We start from the raw sequence: 22,775 nt of genomic DNA, 5'->3' as shown, positions 1-22,775 counted from the left end.
TATTTACCATGACGACCGATATCATGCCGTCGCCCTGTACACTTTGTGATTAACATCGCAGGGATACACCAGCCCACCGTAGAAAATGAGAATTGTTGAATGAAATATCACCGATCCTGCCCTCCATGTCGAACTCCTGTGGTGCTGATCGCGGCGGTCTTGCAGTGCGTCCTCAGCATCGACGGATTGGCTCAGTCGCCTGAAGTCACCCCTCAGTCGCTGGTGTTTCGCCGTCAGGCAACGAGGAGAATGATCTTTGATCGGTCGCAGCAGATTCCACTGTCATCGCTACAGCCCGATAAGATTGTTGGACTGGACTTGATGCATCCCGAGCTGGGAGATCCGACAGGCGACACCCGAGGCACGATCGAAGCAGGGCGACTGAGAATCTCGACTGACGAACACAACGCATCGTCCGAGCGGTGGGTCGGCGGATTTAATCCCTTCGCAACTTACGAACTCAGCCTGCACCAATTCGATGGGAGCGGGCGAATAGGGTTAAGCTTTTGTGACACCGAGCAAAAGAACTTCCTTTCCGCGTGCATTGTTGCCAAGGACGACAAGTACCAAGCGATCGAATGGGTTGTGGTCAAGGACGGACAGGAAGTCAGTCGTCAAGAATATGCTTGGCCTGACGACGTCAGGACAACGGGGCCGATGCGGCTACGTGTCCAGATGTTGGCGGTCGGAGTGAACCTGTACCTCGATTCCGAAGGAAAGTCGCATCTGGTCGGGTATCCCGATGTTAATGAACATCTCGAACTTCGCCGCAAAGACGTGATCTCGCGTTACGAGTTTCGCTTGTCGAGTGACCTCGAAGCAAACTCATCCGCTGAAATTGACGAAGTCCTGTCCGCCTTGACGCCCGGTTGTGGACAAGCCGACATTCGTGCGATCACTAACCAGTTCGGTGAGCCACTGTTAGATCAAGGCCGCGTGTGGTTGACGATGACGGTTCGCGGACGTGCCTTGCCACCACCGATGCAAGGGGTGTTTTCGATGGACCCATCGGTTTTCGACATTCGCTTCGAGGGCATTATCGTCTTTGATATGGATGACGGACTTTGGCGGAATGAACTCGCCTCACACCTGTTCTACGACGAGTCATCGAAACAGTGGCGAGGCTGGACAACCGGCTTCAGCGCACTGGGGACGAAATCGAAACAAGAAGAAAAGGCGATTCTCGCGGTCTGGAGTGATCGTGATCCGCGGCGTGGTTTTTCAATCATGCACGCCAAGCCGATCGGCCTGGCAGGACAGCACGAAGACCCCCACGGTGTCTACGATTCGGAGGCGGGGAAATGGCATTTGTTGCTGTCCGAGAAAGCGGGTAAGTATCGAGCGGGAATGTGGGAATCCGATTATTGGGATCGCGGATATGAACGCTTGGCCGGTCCCGTTGAGATGGACAGTACGGGGACTTTGATTCAAAAGGTCGGCGACTCACGCTATGTCTTCTTCGGTAGCGCCGATCGCAAAGTCTATATCCGCAGCTATCCCGAGCTGGAACCGGTCGGTGAGTTGAACATGCATCTGCCGCCGTGGAACGAGAATACAGGAACGCGAATCTGGCCCAACATCATCCCCCTTCCCGACGGTTACCCAGTGCCGTACATCGCACTAATGATGGATCGCCAAAACTATCCTGGTATGCCAAAGAGCAATTGGACGTACGGTGCAATGTATCTGTACCACGCCCAGCCCTAGCTTGTCCGTTGTTCGGCTGCGAGGAAGAGGACAGTGGGTACCGCCCGCCCAAACTGTCTCGTCGCAAAGCTTCTAACGTGTGCGAAACACGGGATTTACGATGATCGAAGTTTGCTTCGTCGCATTTTCCATGGCTCGGAATGCTGTCGCAATTACAGTGAAATACGGGTCTGATCAAAACAATGGTCACCGGATAGACTGGTGTCGGAACACGCAGCAGGATTGGAGCGACTCACGACGTAAACGGTGGACGGTCCAATTGTTTGTTCAACTTGACTCGTGCAGCGTTCCAGTTTAATTGACTTCGGCGACACCGGTGTCGACTACGTATTCTTATAGGAACGTGGCGACCCGACAAACTTCTGTGTCAGTGTGGGTAATTCATGATCATTCGTCTCTCTCATAAACTTGCTACGAAAATCAAAGCAGGCAAACTTTCGGAGATGCCGCTCGATGACAACGAGTACGCGGATTGGTCGGGGCACTTGTTCACGGTAAATCGAACCCAGTACGTCATTCTGTGCAATACAAAGTCTTTCTACTCGTGCGTCATGTTTGGAAAAGGGATCACGAACGACAGCACTTTTATCGCCCGAGCCCTGGACACGATTCGAGACTTCACAGCCGATGACGGACAGCAGCTGCTTTACCGAAAATACATCGCTCCCTCGAGTGGAGCGGTCAGCTTTGCCAAAGCGTTGAATCGCTCTGTGATTGGATCGATGAGTGATCATATCTTTGCGGCAAAGCTGATGCTCGATGATGGCATGGCAGCGAGCGATATTGGCTATAAGCTGAACGTAACGCCGTTGTCAGCATTGGTCGGCCTTGATGATCGCAAGTATGGCCACCCCAAGGAAGTCTTTGTGAACCTGTTAAATCGAAAGACTGATGAGTGACGTGGAAGCTGCGAGACGCCAGAACGAAGAGGAAAGAATGAACGTCACAATTCGCCCCGAAAGCACCGATGATCGTCAATTGATTTGGAACGTCAATCACGCAGCATTCGGAAACGATGCAGAGGCGAATTTGGTTGAAGCTTTGCGTAAAGGTGGATTTGTCGTGGTCTCACTAATTGCTGAACTCGACGGAAAAATGGTTGGACACATTTTGTTCAGCCAAGTCTCGATCCTGACCAAAGATCGAGCCATTGATGCGGTATCTCTGGCACCGATGGCCGTGCTGCCTAGTCATCAACGGCAAGGCATCGGAAGCAAACTGGTGGAAGCAGGGCTGCAATCATGCCGAGAAGATGGTTACGAGATCGTCGTTGTGCTCGGTCATCCCAAGTTCTATCCCCGATTCGGTTTCTCTTCCGAATTGGCTCGGCCACTGGACTCACCATTCGGCGGTAGCGAAGCATGGATGGCGATGGAGCTTGAGTCGGGTGTCTTGAGGGGCACAACAGGCTCGGTGAAATATTCGCCGCCGTTTGGAGCTTTTGGATAGCCATGAACTCAACATCACCGTGTGAAACACTTGTAAAGAATTGACAGTCGAATCAAAGGATGAAGGAAGCTCGAAACCGCACTGAAAACGTTTTGACAGCCGAATGTTGGACAGACGAATTGTCAGACTGAATTCATTCGGCTGTCCCCGTTTCGATTAATTTTCTTTTGCTTTCGGTCAGCGTCTTAATCTCAGACCCAACCGAATCCCGACGATTCTGACAATCTCGCATCGCAGCTTTCACGCGAGAGATGATGCTGGAGCATTCCGCTTTTGCATTGCTGATTTTTGATTGGACAATCCAATCGGAAATCAGTCCATCGAAGAAGTAATCTGCAAACTTCGAGAATCCATCGATCTGCAGCGATACCTGAAGTCGCTCGTCAGCATCCGCAAGTTCTTCTTCAAATCGCAGTAACCTCCTTTGCGCGATTCTGGCTTGATCCTTGGCGGCGTCGATCTTTGAGTGTTTTGCCATCGTCGTCAGCATGCCGCCGCCGAACATATCCAGCACGCCCCAGTTGGCGGCGGAAACAAGTGTGTCTTGGATTTCTTCAACCGATTGAAGTGCGAACTGCCCCGCCTCAACGGCCTCATCAAGTTCCTTTTGGTCTGCCGCTAAATCCGCGATCCGCTGCGTTAGTTCAACAAGCTTTCTTGCAACGTCGCTGTCGTTATCCGAAAGATATTGCTCTTTTTCGACAAGCACACGTTCGTACTGCGTGCCAGCGTTTTCCAATCGCGATGACTCGTCCGTCAATCGCTGCACTTCCTCACGGAGATAATCAACGCCGGCGGTAGCTTGATCAAATTTCAGTTTCGCGGCGACAAACTCTTGTCGCTCTTTATCAAGTCTCTGCTCCTTGCTGCCAAGCATGGCATGAAGCAATCCAGTGAGACTTAGTCCTTCCAACGCAGCGAGATCCGAATGCTCTTTCTCAACGATCTGCCTCAGACTCGTCTGCTCGTGTTTTGCTTTTGTCAGCAAACGGCGGGCGGAACTTAACATCGCTACAAGCTTGTCTCTCTGTCGGAGGTTCGCTTTGGCAATCGCAAGCCGTTCGTTGAAATCGTTTAACATTCAGGTTTCCTTTCGGTCAAACAAGACAGTGCTTCGCAATCCGACGACAAAATAACATTGACGCTCGGCGTCCCCCAATTGTCAGGCTTCATTCGTCAGACATCAGGGCGCTGATAAAAGTGACCATTGGAATTGCAACACCGCCCCTCGTCCAATTTATCCCCTCGTCCATACAATCAATGCACACACGAGTTGGCGGGGGGCTACGACCAAACGTGTTGCAAGACTTCTTCCAGCAATTAATTTGCATTTTTGATTCGTTCGTCCGTCTGTCCGTTCATTAATTATTCATGGGTGCAGCCATCACTGGACACTCCGCACGAAACTTCCAACCGCATCGAGGTATTCCCTTTCATTCGCATTGAAAATCGTGTTGTGGTTGCCGTTTGGGAATCGCACAAGCCGCTTCTGGCGTGACCCAGCCCACTTGTGATTGCGTTCGGCGTGGGAGATGTCGATCAAGCCGTCTTTCTCGGTGTGTAGTGTCAACAACGGGTTGGTATATCCTGCCAGCTTGTTCTTGTGGTTGAAGTATCGTTTGACTTCGGTGCGTACGTCGGCCTCGTCGAATCCTACCGACTCCAAGTCTGCGTAACTCAGGAACCGTTCTGATGGGTCGGCGATGCCACTCTCGATGACCAAGCCAGCAATCTTAGGCTGACGATGAGCTAACTCGATGGCATAAAGCGATCCGATGGATCGACCAAAGACGATGGCTTTTTCTGGCGAAACACCAGCAGAAATCATTGCTGCTTCGCCATCACCCAACATCGCAACAAGCTTCGCTTTGCCGGTCGATCCGCCGTAATCTCGATACTCGACAAACAGTGAGTTCAGCCGCATGTCTGCGAACAAGTCCGCCATGAACGGAATGTAGTCCGCAACCGCCTCTCCGTTTCCGTGGAAGTGGATTATCGTGAGGTCATCGGGATCAACGATCCTCCGATAGCACGTCAACTTAGCGCCATCGGTATTGACCATGAATGGGGCGTCAACAGTTCGATTCTGCGGAAACAAATAGCGACCGCTGATCGCTTGATGATCAAGAATACTGCCGGTCATGTTAGTTCCTCGCACGCCCTCAGCATCGCTTGAAGCGGTTCAGGATCAGCGAGACGATGATCAGAGCCAATCTCGATCAATGCATCTGGCCGCAAGTTGCTGTTGCTGACGAGTTCCTCTGACTCACTAAAGGGAATCACATCGTCTCGTCTTGAGTGCAGAATGATCGTGTTCGGCTTGACGGTCGTGGCCGTGCCCCAGCTTTTCCACGCAGGACAAATGAGAACGAGTGGTGTATCGCCGCTGTTCATGTTGGCTGCAACAGCACCACCACGAGAGCTGCCAACGATCACATCAGGATGATGCTGATCGAACTCGGCTTCGGCGATGCGAACCGATTCCTCAAAGTCATCATCCGGCAGTGCAGGATTTAGAACTTGATAACCGTTCGTTTTGAGGAACGTAGGCTTGCGTCCGCCGACTACGCTGGTCCAGCCGTGCAGGAAAAGGACTTTCATTTTTCGCAAACGTCCCTGCTTTTGAACTTCTCGATCCAATTTTGCATGATCTTCAATTCTAAATTAGGTCTGGGGAACCGATCGATAAATCGTTTCCTAAGCACCGCACAGGTAGACTCTCAATCGGCACGTAATTCATTATTCGGATATAAAGAATAGCTGCAAGGCCGGCGTAAATGACGCACGTTGCATGCTTTATTCTAAATCAGTTTAGCATCGCGGATCCGAAACACGAGCGGCATGAAGACTTGGTAGAATGAACAGGCTACATCAATTTCAGGAAGGACGAATCTAGTTTTTACGACAAACAAGGCAGACAATACGAAATAACGACCATTCATTCTTAACGGAAACACGTCATGCAAACGAATGCTCACACCGGAACAACAATCGACGAGGTTGCAGAAGGAATTTACCGCATCAATACTCCGCTGCGGACCGATGCTATCCCCCGTGGTTTCAATCTCAGCCAGTACCTCATTGTTGACGATGAACCGATGATCTTTCACACGGGCTGGCGTCGATGGTTTCCGTTCGTGTCCGAAGCAATCTCGAAGGTCATTCCGCTCGACCGCATCCGCCACATCGGTTACTCACATTTCGAGGGCGACGAATCCGGTGCCATGAATGAGTTTCTGGCTGTAGCACCACACGCAGTTCCGTTTGCCAGCCACATTGGTCTAATGACATCGCTTAACGATCATGCCGACCGAGAGGGCCGAGGTTTGGCTGATGGCGAGACTTTCTCGACCGGTCAGAAGACGTGGCAGTGGATTGATACCCCACATGTGCCGCACGGTTGGGACTGCGGCGTACTGTTTGACCAGACAACCCGCACACTATTGTGTGGCGACCTATTCACCCAGCCTGGTGCGGACACAATACCCATCACAGAATCAGAGGTTCTGACTGCCAGCGAGACCATGCGCAAACCAATGGATTACTACGCCCACTCAACGAAGACCGGCACAATCTTGGAGCGTCTGGCTTCGCTCAATCCTACGACGCTTGCTTGTCAGCATGGGAGTGCCTACCGAGGCGATGGTGCTGCCTTGTTGCGAGAGCTCGCGGCGATCCTCGAAAAAGAACAGCGGGCTGCGTTGACGCAAGGGAAATGAAATGGCACGATCACTTGATGTGATTCTGGTCGTCGATTTGGAGTCGACCTGCTGGGAGGGCTCTCCGCCGCCCGGCCAAACAAGCGAAATCATCGAGATCGGTCTTTGCACGATTGATCTGATGTCGCTGGATCGAACCGAGAAGCGTAGTTTTCTCGTGAAGCCCGTTCAGTCAGAGATCAGTGATTTCTGTACCGAACTCACGACGCTCTCGCCAGACATGTTCACGGATGCCGGAAGTCTTGCAGATGCCGTCAAGGTCCTGAAGAAAGAGTACCGATCAAAAGACCGGCTCTGGGCGAGTTGGGGCGACTACGACCGTCGCCAGTTCGAGCGAGTCTGCAAGGATCTGAACGTCGGTTATCCGTTCGGCCCAAGTCATCTGAATGTAAAGTCCTTGTTCGCCGCTGCAATCGACTCCGGTCATGAACTCGGTTTGGACGGTGCTTACAAACAACTCGGACTTGAACTTGAAGGCACCCATCACCGTGGCGACGACGATGCTTGGAATATTGCTCACGTTCTGTGTCGTCTTCTGAGGACGATGAGGAGTGATGACGATGAGTGATCATGCTAAGTTGTCAATCGATATGGCCAGCTACTTCGAGCAAGTGCTGAGGTGGCCGGAAAGAGCTCGGCACAGTCTGCTGTCGGTCGATCAAATGTACGTTTGCAATGGGCCCAGATCACACCCCAACGGGCCACAAGTGTGAACGTCGAGCGATCCAGCTTGGGTTGCGAGGCGAGACACTCGAAGTCTATGGCAAACGTGAAGCTCTCGAGATCATCGATGTCAGCGACTTTGTCGCGGAGCAGCGAGTCGAGGTTGCAAATTTGCCAAGTGACGAGTTGTTGACGCCTGCTGAAGAGCCCTACGTCCCCGCCGATCAATCGATTGCAAAACACATTGGACTTGAATTGCCGGATTGAAACATGGTCTACGGAACAATCGTTGCCTCAGTGTCCGAAGAATTCGGTGTCCGAGGGATACGACAGCAACGATAGTTTACTCGATGCCAGATGCGCCGAGTAGTTTAAGATTTAGCGATCCGCCACTGACAAGCATTTCGTCAAGTGCGTTGGAGACATCCTCGCTGTTGATCTCTCCAGAACCATTGCGCTCAATGTGGAACTGTACGGATCGCCGCATCAGTTCCTTGATGAAGGCAGCGCTCACGCCTTCTGTACGTCGAACGACATCTGCAACAACTTCGTCTGATAGCGAAATGCCTTCCGAGTAGAGTCGAATGAGCTTGTTACGGCCAGAATCATTGGGAAGTGGAAACTCAATCGCTTGATCGATTCGTCCTGGTCGAGAAGCCAGCGCTGCTTCGAGTGACTCCGGTCGGTTCGTCGTAAGAATGAAAAGGATGTCGGCATCTTGCTTTAATCCGTCCATTTCGTTGAGTAGCTTGTTGAGCAAGATTTCATCGCAGGGGCTGTTCATATTGGCACGATCTCTGGCAATTAGATCGACATCTTCGAGTACGACCATGCTCGGTTGCAACAGACGGGCCAATGTCATGTACTCGGACAACAGTCCGACTTGTTCAGCGGAAATCAATAGCGTCGTGTGGTCTTCCAATGCACGTGATAGATAGTGAATGGTGTGTGTCTTTCCCGTTCCCGGAGGCCCGTAGAACAGAATCCCCTTTTTCGTCGATTGCTTGAACTTCGAGAGACGCTCTCGCTGTTGAACAAACTGAATAACATTGCGTTCAAGTAGTTTTAGCGTCGATTCAGGCAGAATGACGTTCTCTCGTTCAACCAACCGAAGCTTGTGAACGGTGATGCCAGTCGATTGTCCGGTGTAGGAATGTTCAGACTGTTCAAGTGACAATGTTTTGCCACGGTAAGACTCTGCCTTCAGGATTGCTTCTTCCAAGTGCTTAAAAAAGCTCTGGGCGATTTTTGTACCCTCGGGAGAATTCGGCGTACCGACTTGAAATTTCATTCCGGTAATCTGGCCGTATTGTCCGGTGGGGGTCAACAGAACAGCAAATCGACTCTGGTTCTTTTCGAGAAGCCAAAGGCCGACTTTGAGAACTCTGACTGGAGTTTCGTCACCAATGTCGATTTCCTCGAACTCGGGTGGGATCGAAACAGGGGGATAGTGTTCACTTTCGATCACACAGTCGGCAAGAGACACGCCTTCGTGAGAGTATTCTTTGCGGACCCCACAGAAGTGCAGCACTTCGGTGTCGTCGCCGAACAGCCTGTCAATCGCTCGTTGAAGGTCGGCACGAACTCGGAATGGAAACTCTCGTTCAGAGATCGTAATGCTGTCGATCTTGATTGGATGAAAATGGGAGTGCAGCAACGCAGCGACGGTACTACGATCGTGACTTGCGGTCTTGATGCACCTCGTCACGATGTACGAAATCCCGCCGCCCATCAACAGCCCCACTAGCAGCCACCCTAAGTATTCCATTTTTGACTCTCTTCGTCGTACGCGATCAACGGGTAATTCTGTCGTTCAAGATTCTGCGGTAGTGCGTCCCTAATTGCTCCGACACAACAGATCGAAGACACAACGGATCGACAGCATGTTCACAGGCTATCTGTAACTTGTTCATCAATAGCACGAGTGGTGAAACGTTGCGAACGGAAATTATAGCGAAAGTGCTTCGCCAGATTCGCTAGCGAACCTTTTTGTCACGCAAAGTGTCACCTAAGCAACTCGAGACCGAAAAGGAATGTGCGTCATGCCTCATGCGAATCAACAACATTCTGAAGAACTGTCATTTTGATGGCGTAATCCGGCACTCACCTATTGAGACTCAACTCAAGCCCACACGGTGCAGGTCAACCGTGTGGGCTTTTTTTATTGGTTGTGGCACGAGTGAATGAGATGGAAGCTGTTGTGTTTACTGGTCTGCAAGGGTCAGGAAAGTCTTCGTTCTTTAAAGAGCGATTCTTTGCAACTCACGTGCGGATCAGCCTCGATCTTTTGCGAACTCGGAATCGGGAAAACCGTATTCTTGAGGTTTGCATAGAGACGCAGCAGCGGTTTGTCATCGACAACACGAATCCGACTTGCGACGAACGAGCCAAGTACATCGGTAAGTCACGGGATTCAGGATTTAGAGTGATCGGCTACTACTTTCGCTCAAAAGTGGACGACTGCTTAAGAAGGAACAAGGAACGGACTGATCGAGTGCCAGAAGTAGCGATTCTTTCGACTGCAAAGAAGTTGGAACTTCCAAAGCTGGACGAGGGCTTCGACGAATTGTGGTACGTGAGAATTGAAAACAGTGGGTTTGCGTTAGAGGAATGGAAAGATGAAGTTTGACGATCTTGACAAGAAAATGCGGGTCTATGAAACCGCCGCCGATTTATGTGTGTTGCCGGGCATGTTTATGGTTGCTCGCATCGACGGTCGCAGCTTTACCCGATTGACGAAGAATGCCTGTCAATTTGAAGCACCGTTCGATGTTCGATTCCGCGATTTGATGGTGGCAACAACCAAATCGCTGATGAATTGTGGATTCAAAGTGATTTACGCTTATACCGAGAGCGATGAAATCTCGCTGCTCTTCGATCCTGATGAGCGAGTGTTTGGTCGCAAGTTGCGTAAGTACAATTCAACGTTGGCCGGTGAGGCGAGTGCCCAGTTTTCAGTAAGGTTAGGTCAAGCTGCATCCTTCGATTGCCGCATTTCGCAGTTGCCTAACATCGAGCAGGTTGTCGATTACTTCCGCTGGCGAAATGAAGATGCTTCTCGAAACGCCCTGAATTCATGGTGTTACTGGACATTGCGAAAAGACGGCTTCAGCGAACAGCAGGCCACAAAGAAACTGCTCGGAAAATCCGTAAGCCAAAAGAACGAGTTGCTGTTTCAGTACGGTATCAACTTCAACGATATTCCAAGTTGGCAGAGACGGGGCGTCGGCTTGTACTGGGGAAACTACGCTAAGACTTCGATCAACCCAATGACAAAGACGGAGACGGTTGCTCGCAGAAAACGCATCCAAACGGACTACGAACTTCCGATGAAGAGCGATTACGGCATTTTCGTCGAATCGATAATTTCACAATCACGAACAGCTGGAGCGACATGATGGGTGCCTCAAACGGCAATTTCGTCAAATATCCTCGCACTCCTCACTTGTTCGGATCCAAGGGAACCGCAGACGACAAACATCTAGGCGAAGCAGAATCGTGTGAATTCATTGCGGACGAATCTCTGATCGTCGAAGAAAAAATCGACGGAACCAACGTCGGGATTCACTTCTCGGACGATGGTGAAATCGTTCTACAGTGCCGAGGCCACTTGATCACTGAGGGAATGCATCCACAGTACGACTTGTTCAAACAATGGGCGGTGGTCAAACGAAATGTCTTGGAAGAGCGGCTGCAGCAGCGTTATATCCTGTTTGGTGAATGGGCCTACGCACGTCACTCGATCTTCTATCGTCAGCTTACGCATTACTTTTTCGAGTTCGACCTCTATGACAAAGAGGCGGAAGCGTTTCTCGATCTCCAGAAACGATTGAGTCTGCTTGAAGACACGGGAATTGAAACGGTTCCCGTTTTGCACACGGGCGTCCTGAGACGAAAAGAGATGGAAACGCTAATTGGTCCGTCGAAGTTTGACAGTCAGTTCGAGAACCCCGAAACCAATCAGACGGACAACTTGATGGAAGGGCTGTACTTTAGAACGGAAGCAGAGGGATTAGTAACTGGGCGAGCCAAGTTTGTTCGGCCAGCATTCGTCGAGAAAATCAAGCAGAGCACTCACTGGCAGCAGCAGGTGATGGTGCCCAACGAGCTTGCAGATGACGTGGATATTTGGTCATGAATTGGGAGCAACTCAAAAATCAGACGCTTGACGACATCGTGGCATGGGCAGAAACCAAGCCATGGTGCCGAGCGATGGCGGACTGCGCACAGGATGCCGAGTGGCACTCCGAAGGAGATGTCTGGACACATACCAAGATGGTTTGCACGGAGCTTACAAGGCTGGATGAATGGTCTGATCTGTCTGCTCACCAGAGAACATCGTTGATCTTCACTGCACTATTCCATGACGCTGCCAAACCGCTGACCTCTCAGGTCGATCCCAACACGGGACGTATCACTTCGCCAAAACATGCTGTGAAGGGTGAGCATCTCGTCCGAGCAGTTCTGCGAGAATTGGCGTGCGATCTGAAAACCCGTGAGGAGATTGCACGACTCGTCCGATACCACGGTCGGCCAGCCTTTTTGCTGGAACGCACAGAACCGACACACGAGGTGGTTCGACTGTCGTGGCTTGTCGAGAACCGGTTGCTCTATTTGTTTGCTCTTGCGGACACTCGTGGGCGAAACACCGATTCGATGACTCGTCCTGAAGAGAACCTGAATTATTGGAAGTTGCTCTCGGAAGAGTCGGACTGCTACGACAAGCAGTATCCGTTCGCCAACGACCATGCTCGATTTCTGTTCTTTCAGCAACGTCATCCCAATCTGCACTACGTGCCTCACGAAGAGTTTTCCTGTCAGGTGACGGTGATGGCTGGCCTGCCCGGTAGCGGCAAGGATTCTTGGTTGTCTCGAAACCGCGGTGACTTACCTGTGGTCGGCTTGGACGACATTCGTGGAGAACTCAACGTCGATCCGACCGATAATCAGGGCCACGTGGTGCAACTGGCGCGTGAGCGATGCCGTGAGCACCTTCGAGCCGGAAGGTCATTTGCCTTCAACGCGACGAACACGATGAAGCAGACCCGCGGACGCTGGATCGACTTGTTCACCGACTACAACGCTCGTATCGAATTGGTTTATGTTGAGCCGTTATTCAATGACCTGCTCAAACAAAACAAGAGTCGGGCGAACCCGGTTCCCGAGAAAGTCATCAGGAAACTAGCGGCAAAGTGCGAGCCGCCAACTTGGGCCGAAGGTCACTCTGTGATCTTCTCAACCGGAGATTCGTAATTCCATTTACGTCTCTCGTCCGCCGTCAGCACTCGCAACAGTAAACCGCGTAAGACAATTCAAGATCAACTTTCCACGCACACAATCGAGACGCAACGACAGGGTCAGAATAATCTGGACGATAGAGGAGGTTGCGTGCTTCATCTTCTTACCTCCATTTTCCTACCAATTCTTTTCTCGGGTATGCACTCACCACCGAGGCGACGATGATGCGTGGAATATCGCCGGAATCCTGGGCCGACTACTATAGGCGAAGCGAGGTGGATGAACGCTTGCGGACGAACGACGCACCCTACTTTGTTTGCAGGGCTTGGCGAAATGATTGCGGCATATTTTTGTAAACCTCCACGACGGTGCCGCTGAACGATGTATAAGTCGTGCTGTTGGTCTTGATCTCAGGATCCGCGTCATGCTCGAGCAACAAAGTTAGCACGGAAAACGCCTCTGTCTGTGTCTCCTCGTTTTGAAGATGCTCTGCGTGAATGGCCCAGCGATCAAACAATTCAAACAGCGGTGTTTGCCCACGCTGGTCTCTCGCGTTGACGTCCGCACCATTGGCGATCAGTAGTTCGCACATTTCAAGATGATGAAAGCGGGCAGCCTGATGGAGTGCAGTCGACTTTTCGAAATCTTCCGCGTTGATGTCAGCGCCCCAATCCAAAAGTTGCTTGATGCGATCTTGCCTGTCAAATTTTGCAGCGGAACACATTAAGTTTCCTGCGTTCTGCACCAGGTTTAGATTGGCGTCACGATTCAGCAACGCATCGTAGACCTCGTAAAGGTTCTTCGCTGCTGCTTGACAAAGGTAGTCGCGGGCCGCGGGTGCATCTGGTTGAGTGATGTCTGTTCCGTTGTCCAGCAACATCACGCAAGTCGCGATGTAGCGTTCTTTTGCTTCCGTGGATAGATATTCGTTTGCGCCGTCAAGTGCATGGTGCAGAGATGTTCTGCCGTACTGGTCGGTCGCGTTGACGTCAGCGCCGAGTTCGATCAATTTCTGGCAAATCGCTGGATGTCCGGCTCGAGCATGACGGTGAAGAATCGTTTCTCCGTTGTCGTTCGTGCGATTGACCCAAGTCTCATCTCCATTCGCCATCGTTGCGGCGGCCAGCATCGGAAACGTCTTCGACATCGCTTCGGGCATCGGGATGTCCGAATGATGGTGGGGAATCAAGTGTCGCTGCATGGCAATGTGCAGCGGCGTGCAACCGTCATTTCGAGCAATCGTTGGGTCGGCACCGGCAGACAACAGCAATTGAACGCATCGCGAGGCTCCGAAGTTCACGGCTTCGTGCAAGACCGTATGGCCGACTCCGTTCTTGGCGTCGATGTCAACAATCGGCTGCTGGCCAGGTTGCTGCGTGTATCGCAAAAGCAATTCGAGTGCTTCGACGTTGTCATCAAAGACGGCCGCAAACAGGATCGTGTTGCCTTTTTGGAAAAATTGGATGTTGGATTCATATTCGTAGGGTTCGTAAATGAGTGATCCCCAAAGATTCGGATCGAACGAAAACTCGCGAATGAGGTAGCGACAGAGCGTCAAGTCGTTTGCCATCGCGGCATGATACAGGGGATGAGCAAAGTCTCGGAGGTTGCAATACGAGGTGGCCGCGTCGTTTTGAACGCAGTACTTTTTCTGTTCAGCTGCCTCGATCACGACTTCTGCCAATTCGAGCGAACGATGGTCAATTAAGGCAATTCTCAGTAGCTCGTGGCCGACCGCGGGATCGGGTTGCGCCCACACTCCCTTGGACAGCATGTACCGACAGAGATCGAGATTGCCCGATTGGACCGCCGCTCGAAGATGCGGCTCGCCGTAGTCGACAGGCAGTTTGTCTTCCAAAATCTGCAGCAATTTCACATCGCCAGTCGCGATTGCCGGCGCGAACAGGTCAGGCGACTGCGGCTTGATGTTGTCTGCAGCGCCGGCAACGAAAAGACGCTCGACGAATTGACGCCTCTGCGCTGGTACCATGATCTGCACGATCGCTTGCTGCAGGAACGCGACTTCATCGGCTGCTTCACCTTGATCAATGATGAAGTTCAGCATGTCGAGATTACCCGAAGAGATTGCCAGCGACACCGGCAGCGGCTGAGGTCCGTCGCGTTCGATCGACAAGTCACTCGGCGTGAGCTCAGCATCGTGGGCAAGCAGTAGCTCAACCGTCTGGACCGACCCGGAAAGGATTGCAGCCTGAAGCGGCGTTTGCGGAGGGCTTGGCTCTTGATCGCTTGTCCCATGGACATCGAGTCCCGCGTCTAGCAATAGTTCGCAAATCTCGGTCTGGCCGCGTTTGGCGGCGACGTGCAACAAGTTTTCACCGTAGTAAGTTTCGTCGGCGGGATGGCCCGACCGCAGCAGTCGACGTGTTCTTGCGACTTCGCCGTTCACCACTGCCTCGGCAAGCGGTTTGGCACTGATCTTGATGTACGGTTGCGAATCGGCTTGTACAGGGGCCGGATTGGGTTTGTCAGGCGGTGTCGAAAGCGGCAGCGTGTAATCGGGGAAATGTTCCGCCAGCAACTGAAGTGTTTGCGGTGAAAGGTCCGGCAAAAGTTCATCCGGCTCGTTCGGCAGTCGTTGGGCTATCGCATTGTCGGATGACGATTGCTGCGACGCGGTTTGTGATGGCGAAGGCCGTTTTGTTTCTTGCGGTTCCTTGCATCCAATGACTCCACTCGCAATCGCAATGATCGCGATTTTGTAAACGTGACTACCGCGTAGGAGATGAACGCGAAACATGATAATGCTGACAATTGGTCGATGAATTTGCGAATGCGGGTGTCTCTTTAGTTTAGCAGAGAGGCTTAACGAAAACGGGGCGATGTTCAGGGGAAAAAACAGGCGAGGATAGTGGCAAGACAAAATTCCACGGTCAGCGCACCCATCGACAACACTCAGCAATTCTCCTTTGACCTGACAGAACTGCATTGGAGCCTCATTTGATGCTGACATGGCAGAAGACGAAATAATCCAGAGTTAGATTTGCGTCTTTTTTCGAATCACTCCGTCTGGGTTATTGAATACAGGTTTCACCCTACACTCAGGAGTTCCAAAATGTCTCAATCAGCCGTTCATTTCGCTACAGCCCGTCGAATCCACATCAGTCTGGCAGTTTCGAGCGTTGACCGCTCGACCCAGTTCTATCGTTTGCTCTTCGAGGCTGAGCCGACGAAGAGTCGTCCCGGCTATGCTCGATTCGAGGTCGCAGAACCGCCGTTAAATCTCTCAATCATTGAGTCCAGCGAGGCCAAAGGCCCTGCCGATCCTACTTCACATTTCGGAATCCAAGTAAAATCAACAGATACGGTAGGCGATATGAGACGGCGGCTGGAGACAGCGGGATTGGTGACCCGAATAGAGGATTCGGTCAACTGCTGTCACGCCGTGCAGGACAAAGTCTGGATCGTAGACCCGGATGGGCACCGCTGGGAAGTCTTCGTGGTTCTCGATGATACGCCAACTGGCAAAGCCGATCCTGACAACGAATGCTGCCCCGCAACACACAGTGATGTGTGTTGCACGGTTGGCAGCGAGCCATGCTGTTCGGAGTAAGCTTGACATGAGTGATACACAACAGGTTTGGGACGACTTCGGCACGGCGCTTCGTGCGTTCATTCGGCGGCGGGTCAAAGATGATCACGTCGCCGATGATTTGCTTCAGGATGTATTCGTTCGGATCCATGACAAGCTTGGTTCATTGACCGATCAAGATCGTCTGGCGGCATGGCTGTATCAGATCGCTCGAAACGTCGTGACGGACCACTATCGTCGCCGTTCCGAGTTCACGTCCGATGAAACTGAGACTCAGGTAGATCAAGTCACTGACGATCAGAACCTCAACGAACGGGTCGGGCAGTGGCTCGTCAATCGCATCGCTGAGTTGCCCGAAGACTATCGTGAAGCGGTCACGTTGTCAGAGTTGAAGGGGGTTCGTCAAACGGAGGTCGCCGAGCAAATCGGCTTGTCCGTATCCGGCGCAAAGTCACGAATTCAGCGAGGACGTAAGATGCTCAAAGACATCTTGCTCCAGTGCTGCCACTTCGAGTTTGACAAAAGAGGCAATGTGATTGACTACCAAGTCAGAGCTGACTGTATCGCTTGCTGTGAATCAGCAAGCGGGGAATGCGGTTAAACGAAATATCGGATTCACCCGTGCCAAAAGCGTTTTCATTGCGACAAGGTCTGGTTGGGGATATCTCAAATGAAGATGATGGACTGGACTGGTTCGACTCGATCTCAAATTGGACTTCGAGCAGACAGAAAGATTGATGCGACAGAAAGATTGGAAAGACGGAGGCGCGAGAGCCCCTATTTTTTCTCTTCATGTTTCTGTCAAACATTTTTTTGCTTGTGTTTGATAATCAGGGGACCAAGCGTTTTATTGAGATCGTGATCGCCAATTCGCGTCGATCGCTGTCGCCACTACTGCGGCTAGGTGGCATGTGTCGGTGATTTGCGGGAACGATCACGACCTGAGCCGTTCGTCAAGGTTTGGGTCTTGGGATTGACTACAATGCGTTGCCCTTAAGATTCTTTACAAACGTGAGCCGTTTATGAAAGTGCCAGTATTTCAGGTCGATGCCTTCGCTGATCGCCCGTTTTCGGGCAATCCTGCTGCGGTATGCCTTTTGGATACGGAAGCAGACAGCGATTGGATGCAGTCCGTTGCTTCCGAGATGAACCTGTCCGAAACGGCTTACATCCGGCCGGTTCAGAACGGCTTTGAACTCCGCTGGTTTACGCCAGCGTTTGAGGTCGATCTGTGCGGACACGCCACCTTGGCATCGGCTCACATTCTGTGGACTGAGGGGCATACCAATGTGGGCGACCCAATTCATTTTCACACACGCAGTGGCGTGCTGACCTGCAAGCGAGATGGCGATCTCATTGAACTCGACTTTCCGGCCACACCGCCCGAACAAGCTGAACCTCCATCCGGCTTACTGGAAGCTCTTGGGATCCATTCGTCTGAGTTCGTTGGGGAGTCGTGTTTTGACAATTTCGTGATCGTTGATTCCGAAGCGACTGTTCGCGCGATGCAACCTGACTTTGGACGGTTGGCTCAGATTCCGATGCGTGGCGTCATTGTGGCTGCCGTATCCGACGATCCAGCATTCGATTTTGTCTCTCGTTTCTTTGCTCCCGCCGCTGGCGTTAATGAAGATCCGGTAACAGGCTCAGCCCACTGCTGCCTCGGGCCGTTCTGGCAGGATCGCCTCGGTAAGTCTGAGATGATGGCGTATCAGGCGTCAAAACGTGGTGGCGTTATTCAGGTTCAGGTCAAGGATGACCGGGTTCTCCTCGGGGGCAAGGCAATCACCGTCGTGCGAGGGGAGTTGTGTGTCTGACCCATTCCTAAAATTCCGTTGTTGTTTTTGCTTTGCGTTTCTCTGCGTCCTCTGCGTTGAAAATGATAAACGCGGAGATCGCAGAGACGCAGAGTGCCGCAGAGGTGGTGACAGCGAAGTAGTGCTCGGTCGGTGAGTTGGTGGTATGCTGGTGGGCAGCCAGCACGTTCACAAACGCCCAATGATGGGTAGTCATGCGATTGCAACAGAGGAGGCGTGATGGCCGTTTTTCCGATGGAAGGTCGCTCGCGCCCGCCCGCTGAACCGTTTGGTTACCCGAATAACAAATTCGCTCTTGAGTCACGAGCATTGCAATGCTAACACCTGATGATCGTAAGAAACTCGATTTCGAAAAACTCGGCCCCGTGCTCGAAGCACTTGTCAATTCTGATCGAGTCTCTGACGAGGAACGTCGCGCCATCGAACTATGTGCACGCGCTGCCGTCGACTTACTTTCGATCGAACACGAACAAAAGATGAAGGACTTTTACAGCAGACCTAAAATTCAGCGTATCGAAACACAGCAACTAGAACGATGGCTTGACGCCAATAAAAATGCTGCGGCCGGCGTGTCTGTTCTGGCTCACGGACGCTGGTACGTGTCATCGTATGAGCCGGATGGTAAGCTACAGCTAACTCCAATCGATCCACCTTGGCCGCTTTTTCCGGATGACCCTGAATGATCGGATAGCCTGCGCGTGCGGACTGGCAAGGTGTTGAAGACTAGCTGGCGAAAGCAAGACACGGAGACAAGGAGTGAGTGACGGAGGGATCGGTTAGGCGGATTCATCGTGGGCAAACGCCTCACGAAGTAGCGTTTGTAAGAAAGAAAGATTGTTGCGACAGAAAAATTTGAAGGACGGATCGTGGAGTGCCTTATTTTCCTACCTCCATCTTCCTACCCCATCTCTTTTCGCCCCCGCTCGATCCGCAAGTGGCGTTGGGTTCAATCTGGGCCGTTCGGGTGATTGAGCCGGGGCTGAGCTCGGCTAATTGTCGTCGTCGTTCGCCGCTGAATGGTACACTCGATCTCGGCCTATCTGAATTCGCCTGTCCTTCATTCGTCTGTCCCTCTCTCTTCGTTTTTACGGCCCGATTGGTGCGAGACCGGTTCGGCAAACAAGAGAAACACAGTTGTTGAACGCAGGGCGGCCCCAGTCCACAGCGTCGTTGGCGTGCGAATAGCACAGATCAGTGTTGCTTACTTGCTGGAACGCCCATCGCCACTCATCAACGCTAATCCTTCGAAGGGCTCGCTTTGGTCATGCAATCTTTTCTTATTTTTTAACCTGCAATTTTCTAACCATTCTTCGACAGCATCCGGCCGTGTGACGATGGCGGGACGCCGGCAATCGACTCCTGCGGTCGACTGTCAAAGATGGGACGCTTTTCGTTACAAATTCATGCCTTCGCGGATCGTGGCCGACAGAAAGACTGGAAAGTCGTTTCGTTCAGTACCCGATCTTCCTACCTCCATCTTCCTACCTCCATCTTCCTACCAAATTTTTTGCCGGTGTGGCCGGAGAACCGGGATGCAGGAACGTGCAGCTTCCAATGGGTCGAACTGCGCCAATTTTCGTCTTTCACTCAACATTGACATCGATCGCTGTCGCCGCTATCGCCGCTAGTATGCATTGTTCATTCGCGTCCATTGGCGTGTTTCGCGGGTGAATTTGTGCATGTTGGATTGGCCACGAATCAGCCGAATTTTCACGACTTTCAATATGTGTTCACGGCGTCTCATCACAATGCAGTCGGCGATTCTGAGAGGGTTCGGTGATCCATTGGAAAAGGATCAAATATTGTGACACCCCAAGGAGGAAACTGTGGCAAACCGTGAACATAATGCTTAGTCACGTCTATATCTGGGTTCATTACTTCTGCACCGAGCGACCGGACATGAAGGCCATCTACGGATGATCATTATATTCGTCATTCAGTTGAGTTGCTTCCGCCGAAGTGCTTTGCCATTGGCTCGAAATAGTGAGTGGTCCAGCCGGGTACATGGCTGCGTTGGTCGTCTGGCACGTTCGTATGTTTGAGCGTGATCTTTGTACCACCCTTGACGGCTTCGAAAACGATTTCGATCTGCGAGTCTTGATCGGAGTCCTTGTAGCTTGATCCTCGCCACGACTGCACGATTCGTCTTCCGGGTTCAAGTTCGAGGTTCTTACCACTGATGTACCCGTCACCGAACATTCGGGATGCCATCGTCGCTGGTTGGACGTGGACCGGGTGCAGTCCAATGGAATCTGCGTTCCTGTTCATCGATGCACACATCATTAATGCTCGCCTCTCGCCGCCGCATCAGACCGACCTCATCGAACTCCCAGAGTTCATTGCCATAAGCTCGGAACCACTGTCCGGCGTCATCGTGATATTCGTATTGGAAACGAACGGCAATCCGGTCATCGGAAAAGGTCCAGAGCGATTTGGTAAGGCGATAGTCCAACTCTTTGTCCCACTTCGTTGTCAGAAACTCACGAATCTGACTGCGCCCTTGGACGAACTGATCTCGATTCCGCCACTCGGATTTTTCAGAGTAGGCCAGTGAAACTCGGTGCGGATCACGCGAGTTCCATGCATCCTCGGCGGCACGTACTTTGGCCGTCGCTGTCTCCAGTGTGAATGGAGGTTGAAGTTGGTTTGCAGTAGACATTGTGGACTCCGATTCAATTTAAGTCGAGAAAGAGTGATTCAGTGTGCATAGGAACAAGCGGAAAATAAGTATCCAGTTGCGAGTAGGGCCGGTTCCCACCGGCCGTCCTTGACGGTTCGATGGAGTCGGCCGGTAGGAACCGGCCCTACGCTCGCTCAACGCTTCAATTCGACGGAGACAATTGCTTGCCGAGAAAATTGCGGGTCAGCGATGCAATCGTTTGACCGTCTTCTTCGAGAGCGAAGTGTCCTGTGTCGAGTAGATGAAACTCCACTTTGGGCAGATCACGTTTGAAAGGATACGCTCCTTCAGCGGGGAAGATTGCATCGTTCTTGCCCCAGACGATTAATGTCGGCGGTTGGTACTTGCGGAGATACTCCTGCCACTGCGGATACAGCGGTGGGTTGCTGCCGTAACTGTAGAACAGGGCCAGTTGAATTTCCTGATTGCCCTCGCGATCCAGCAAAGGTTGCACATGCCCCCATGTGTCAGGGCTAATACTTTCAATGTTGCGAACCCCGTGAGTGTATTGCCACTTCGTTGCATCGAGTGTCAGCAGCGAGCGTAGTTTGTCACCTTGCTGCTTCGTTGGATTCCTCCAGTATTCTTTAATCGGCTCCCAGAATGAGTTGTCCAGCCCTTCGTCATAGGCGTTGCCATTCTGGATGATCAAGCTGTCAACTCGCTCTGGATGCTTTACCGCCAAGCGGAAGCCTACCGGGGCACCGTAGTCCATCAGGTAGATCGAATACTTTTTCAGGTTGAGCGCCTCAGTGAATTTCTCGACGACGTTTGCCAAGTTGTCAAAGGAGTAGTCGAAGTTTTCTGGTGAAGGTGCCGAGCTATTGCCGAATCCGGGGTAGTCGGGGGCAATCACGTGGTATCGATCCGCCAAGGCTGGAATCAAATTGCGGAACATGTGCGAAGAAGTCGGAAACCCGTGCAACAGCAAGACAGTGGGAGCGTCTTTGGGCCCAGCTTCCCGGTAGAAAATATCCAGTTCGTCAATCCGCAGGGTCCGGTGAAGGACTTGAGTGTCGATCGTCGAGTCGTCTGCAGTTGCCGCAGATAAAGCAATGGCACTGGAAGCACCGATTGCAAGCAAAAGGGTGATGGTGTTCAGATAGGACATCGTTGAGGTTCCTTGAGTGAGGGATAGCGAAAACTAAATCGACTGCTGCCAACACTTTCAATACAGACAGGTCTGTATACAAGACGACAAAAAAGAGAAGAGCTTACGACTTCTTTCTGGTATTCTTCGGAATTAGCGACAATGCTGCGGATCTTGCAATATCAGCAGCATCAGGCGTGCCTTGCAGAACCGCTGTAATGATTGCGCCTTCCACGACCAGCGAAATTGCTGGAGCCACATCTGCGGCCTTTGCTCCTTCGGATTCCACTAAAATCTCCTTGATCCTCTCGTGAAAACGTACTTTATGCGCCGACGCAAACTGAGATGCAGGATGCTCGGAGTCTGCTAGTTCCACAGCGGCGTTGATGAAGGAACAACCCCGAAAACCAGGACTACGAAACCAATCTTTGAGTGCTGCAAAGAACGCTTCAAGAAGAGTCAAACCCTTCTTCGCATGTCGTTTGATTGACTTGTCGAACATACTCTTGAATTGTTCTTCTCGGTACATCAACACGGCAAGAATCAGTTCGTCTTTTGAGGCAAAGTGGTTATAGAGCGTCATCTTCGCCACTTCCGACTCAGAAATGATCCGATCGATCCCCACGGCTCGAACGCCCTCAGCGTAGAACAATCGCTCAGCCGTTTCTAATATGCGCTGTCGTGCGTCCGATTTTCTTTTTGTCGTGCTCATAAACTCAACTATACAGACCTGTCTGTTCTATGCAATGCATTTTTCTGAGTTTTTTTGCTTGGCGGAGGCATTGGGCCTCTCCTGAATCAGACCGTCTTTTCATCAAGGCTCTGTTAGGAAGCTGGCACAGGCGTCTTGCTCAATGTGCAA

Annotated in this window: 24 protein-coding genes; 14 read left to right on the top strand and 10 right to left on the bottom strand. The window is 51.8% G+C overall.

What is annotated here, in order from left to right; translation table 11 throughout:
* Positions 1 to 99: 99 nt before the first annotated feature.
* The 3 genes from SH528x_RS36880 (at position 100) to SH528x_RS36870 (ending at position 3,156) form a co-directional block, all read left to right on the top strand.
* The gene (locus SH528x_RS36880; RefSeq protein WP_442508407.1) at positions 100 to 1,707 is read left to right on the top strand and encodes a hypothetical protein; all 1,608 of its coding nucleotides are present in this window, start codon (positions 100 to 102) and stop codon (positions 1,705 to 1,707) included.
* Positions 1,708 to 2,090: 383 nt separating this feature from the next.
* Positions 2,091 to 2,606 carry a DUF6933 domain-containing protein gene (locus tag SH528x_RS36875; protein ID WP_442508406.1) on the top strand — a complete coding sequence of 172 codons (516 nt, stop codon included), beginning with the start codon at positions 2,091 to 2,093 and terminating at the stop codon, positions 2,604 to 2,606.
* Complete coding sequence (locus SH528x_RS36870) at positions 2,599 to 3,156, top strand: GNAT family N-acetyltransferase (RefSeq protein ID WP_442508405.1); 558 nt, start codon at positions 2,599 to 2,601, stop codon at positions 3,154 to 3,156. The genes SH528x_RS36875 and SH528x_RS36870 overlap by 8 nt, the downstream gene beginning before the upstream one ends.
* Before the next feature lie 133 nt (positions 3,157 to 3,289).
* On the opposite strand, the gene SH528x_RS36865 is transcribed toward SH528x_RS36870, so the two are convergent.
* The 3 genes from SH528x_RS36865 to SH528x_RS36855 all read right to left on the bottom strand — a co-directional run bounded on the left by SH528x_RS36865 (position 3,290) and on the right by SH528x_RS36855 (position 5,757).
* Positions 3,290 to 4,237 (bottom strand): hypothetical protein, encoded by a 948-nt coding sequence (locus tag SH528x_RS36865; RefSeq protein ID WP_442508404.1) that lies wholly within the window; start codon positions 4,235 to 4,237, stop codon positions 3,290 to 3,292.
* Between the two features lie 303 nt (positions 4,238 to 4,540).
* Positions 4,541 to 5,299 carry an alpha/beta hydrolase gene (locus SH528x_RS36860; protein ID WP_442508403.1) on the bottom strand — a complete coding sequence of 253 codons (759 nt, stop codon included), beginning with the start codon at positions 5,297 to 5,299 and terminating at the stop codon, positions 4,541 to 4,543.
* Positions 5,296 to 5,757 carry an alpha/beta hydrolase family protein gene (locus tag SH528x_RS36855; RefSeq protein WP_442508402.1) on the bottom strand — a complete coding sequence of 154 codons (462 nt, stop codon included), beginning with the start codon at positions 5,755 to 5,757 and terminating at the stop codon, positions 5,296 to 5,298. Before SH528x_RS36855 ends, SH528x_RS36860 begins: the two co-directional genes overlap by 4 nt.
* A 359-nt stretch (positions 5,758 to 6,116) precedes the next feature.
* Here SH528x_RS36855 and SH528x_RS36850 point away from each other — a divergent pair, with 359 nt between their 5' ends.
* The 3 genes from SH528x_RS36850 to SH528x_RS36840 all read left to right on the top strand — a co-directional run bounded on the left by SH528x_RS36850 (position 6,117) and on the right by SH528x_RS36840 (position 7,805).
* On the top strand, positions 6,117 to 6,875 hold the full coding sequence (locus SH528x_RS36850; RefSeq protein WP_442508401.1) for a hypothetical protein: 759 nt from the start codon (positions 6,117 to 6,119) through the stop codon (positions 6,873 to 6,875).
* Between the two features lies 1 nt (position 6,876).
* Positions 6,877 to 7,443, top strand: coding sequence for an exonuclease domain-containing protein (locus SH528x_RS36845; RefSeq protein ID WP_442508400.1), 567 nt, complete (start codon positions 6,877 to 6,879; stop codon positions 7,441 to 7,443).
* A 107-nt stretch (positions 7,444 to 7,550) separates the two neighbouring features.
* Positions 7,551 to 7,805, top strand: a complete 255-nt coding sequence (locus tag SH528x_RS36840) for a DUF4291 family protein (RefSeq protein ID WP_442508399.1) — start codon at positions 7,551 to 7,553, stop codon at positions 7,803 to 7,805.
* A 76-nt stretch (positions 7,806 to 7,881) separates the two neighbouring features.
* On the opposite strand, the gene SH528x_RS36835 is transcribed toward SH528x_RS36840, so the two are convergent.
* The gene (locus SH528x_RS36835) at positions 7,882 to 9,306 is read right to left on the bottom strand and encodes an AAA family ATPase (RefSeq protein WP_442508398.1); all 1,425 of its coding nucleotides are present in this window, start codon (positions 9,304 to 9,306) and stop codon (positions 7,882 to 7,884) included.
* Positions 9,307 to 9,738: 432 nt separating this feature from the next.
* Here SH528x_RS36835 and SH528x_RS36830 point away from each other — a divergent pair, with 432 nt between their 5' ends.
* From SH528x_RS36830 to SH528x_RS36815, 4 genes are read left to right on the top strand one after another with little or no spacing between them, the layout of a single operon-like run.
* Positions 9,739 to 10,167 (top strand): AAA family ATPase, encoded by a 429-nt coding sequence (locus tag SH528x_RS36830; RefSeq protein WP_442508397.1) that lies wholly within the window; start codon positions 9,739 to 9,741, stop codon positions 10,165 to 10,167.
* The gene (locus tag SH528x_RS36825) at positions 10,157 to 10,936 is read left to right on the top strand and encodes a tRNA(His) guanylyltransferase Thg1 family protein (protein ID WP_442508396.1); all 780 of its coding nucleotides are present in this window, start codon (positions 10,157 to 10,159) and stop codon (positions 10,934 to 10,936) included. Before SH528x_RS36830 ends, SH528x_RS36825 begins: the two co-directional genes overlap by 11 nt.
* Positions 10,933 to 11,676: an RNA ligase family protein gene (locus tag SH528x_RS36820; RefSeq protein WP_442508395.1), complete on the top strand. Its 744-nt coding sequence runs from the start codon at positions 10,933 to 10,935 to the stop codon at positions 11,674 to 11,676. The genes SH528x_RS36825 and SH528x_RS36820 overlap by 4 nt, the downstream gene beginning before the upstream one ends.
* Positions 11,673 to 12,791, top strand: coding sequence for an AAA family ATPase (locus SH528x_RS36815; RefSeq protein ID WP_442508394.1), 1,119 nt, complete (start codon positions 11,673 to 11,675; stop codon positions 12,789 to 12,791). Before SH528x_RS36820 ends, SH528x_RS36815 begins: the two co-directional genes overlap by 4 nt.
* A 292-nt stretch (positions 12,792 to 13,083) precedes the next feature.
* Here the strand turns inward: SH528x_RS36815 and SH528x_RS36810 are convergent, their stop codons facing one another.
* A complete protein-coding gene (locus SH528x_RS36810; RefSeq protein WP_442508393.1) occupies positions 13,084 to 15,534 on the bottom strand; it encodes an ankyrin repeat domain-containing protein in 2,451 nt (816 codons plus the stop codon).
* Between the two features lie 315 nt (positions 15,535 to 15,849).
* Here SH528x_RS36810 and SH528x_RS36805 point away from each other — a divergent pair, with 315 nt between their 5' ends.
* The 3 genes from SH528x_RS36805 (at position 15,850) to SH528x_RS36795 (ending at position 18,143) form a co-directional block, all read left to right on the top strand.
* A complete protein-coding gene (locus SH528x_RS36805) occupies positions 15,850 to 16,347 on the top strand; it encodes an ArsI/CadI family heavy metal resistance metalloenzyme (RefSeq protein WP_442508392.1) in 498 nt (165 codons plus the stop codon).
* Between the two features lie 7 nt (positions 16,348 to 16,354).
* Complete coding sequence (gene sigZ, locus SH528x_RS36800; protein ID WP_442508391.1) at positions 16,355 to 16,927, top strand: RNA polymerase sigma factor SigZ; 573 nt, start codon at positions 16,355 to 16,357, stop codon at positions 16,925 to 16,927.
* A 421-nt stretch (positions 16,928 to 17,348) separates the two neighbouring features.
* Positions 17,349 to 18,143 (top strand): PhzF family phenazine biosynthesis protein, encoded by a 795-nt coding sequence (locus tag SH528x_RS36795; protein WP_442508390.1) that lies wholly within the window; start codon positions 17,349 to 17,351, stop codon positions 18,141 to 18,143.
* A gap of 7 nt (positions 18,144 to 18,150) precedes the next feature.
* On the opposite strand, the gene SH528x_RS36790 is transcribed toward SH528x_RS36795, so the two are convergent.
* Positions 18,151 to 18,339, bottom strand: coding sequence for a hypothetical protein (locus SH528x_RS36790; protein ID WP_442508389.1), 189 nt, complete (start codon positions 18,337 to 18,339; stop codon positions 18,151 to 18,153).
* Positions 18,340 to 18,457: 118 nt separating this feature from the next.
* Between SH528x_RS36790 and SH528x_RS36785 the strand changes: the two genes are divergently transcribed.
* The gene (locus SH528x_RS36785; protein ID WP_442508388.1) at positions 18,458 to 18,826 is read left to right on the top strand and encodes a hypothetical protein; all 369 of its coding nucleotides are present in this window, start codon (positions 18,458 to 18,460) and stop codon (positions 18,824 to 18,826) included.
* Positions 18,827 to 20,075: 1,249 nt separating this feature from the next.
* On the opposite strand, the gene SH528x_RS36780 is transcribed toward SH528x_RS36785, so the two are convergent.
* The 4 genes from SH528x_RS36780 to SH528x_RS36765 all read right to left on the bottom strand — a co-directional run bounded on the left by SH528x_RS36780 (position 20,076) and on the right by SH528x_RS36765 (position 22,625).
* Positions 20,076 to 20,354 (bottom strand): SRPBCC domain-containing protein, encoded by a 279-nt coding sequence (locus SH528x_RS36780; RefSeq protein ID WP_442508387.1) that lies wholly within the window; start codon positions 20,352 to 20,354, stop codon positions 20,076 to 20,078.
* Positions 20,332 to 20,802, bottom strand: coding sequence for a nuclear transport factor 2 family protein (locus SH528x_RS36775; protein ID WP_442508386.1), 471 nt, complete (start codon positions 20,800 to 20,802; stop codon positions 20,332 to 20,334). The genes SH528x_RS36780 and SH528x_RS36775 overlap by 23 nt, the downstream gene beginning before the upstream one ends.
* 163 nt (positions 20,803 to 20,965) lie before the next feature.
* Positions 20,966 to 21,934, bottom strand: coding sequence for an alpha/beta fold hydrolase (locus SH528x_RS36770; RefSeq protein ID WP_442508385.1), 969 nt, complete (start codon positions 21,932 to 21,934; stop codon positions 20,966 to 20,968).
* 103 nt (positions 21,935 to 22,037) lie between these two features.
* Positions 22,038 to 22,625, bottom strand: a complete 588-nt coding sequence (locus tag SH528x_RS36765) for a TetR/AcrR family transcriptional regulator (RefSeq protein WP_442508384.1) — start codon at positions 22,623 to 22,625, stop codon at positions 22,038 to 22,040.
* Positions 22,626 to 22,775: the final 150 nt, after the last annotated feature.

The organism is Novipirellula methanifontis, assembly GCF_052161655.1.
Taxonomy (GTDB): domain Bacteria; phylum Planctomycetota; class Planctomycetia; order Pirellulales; family Pirellulaceae; genus Novipirellula.
This window is presented reverse-complemented; position numbering and strand designations above follow the sequence as displayed.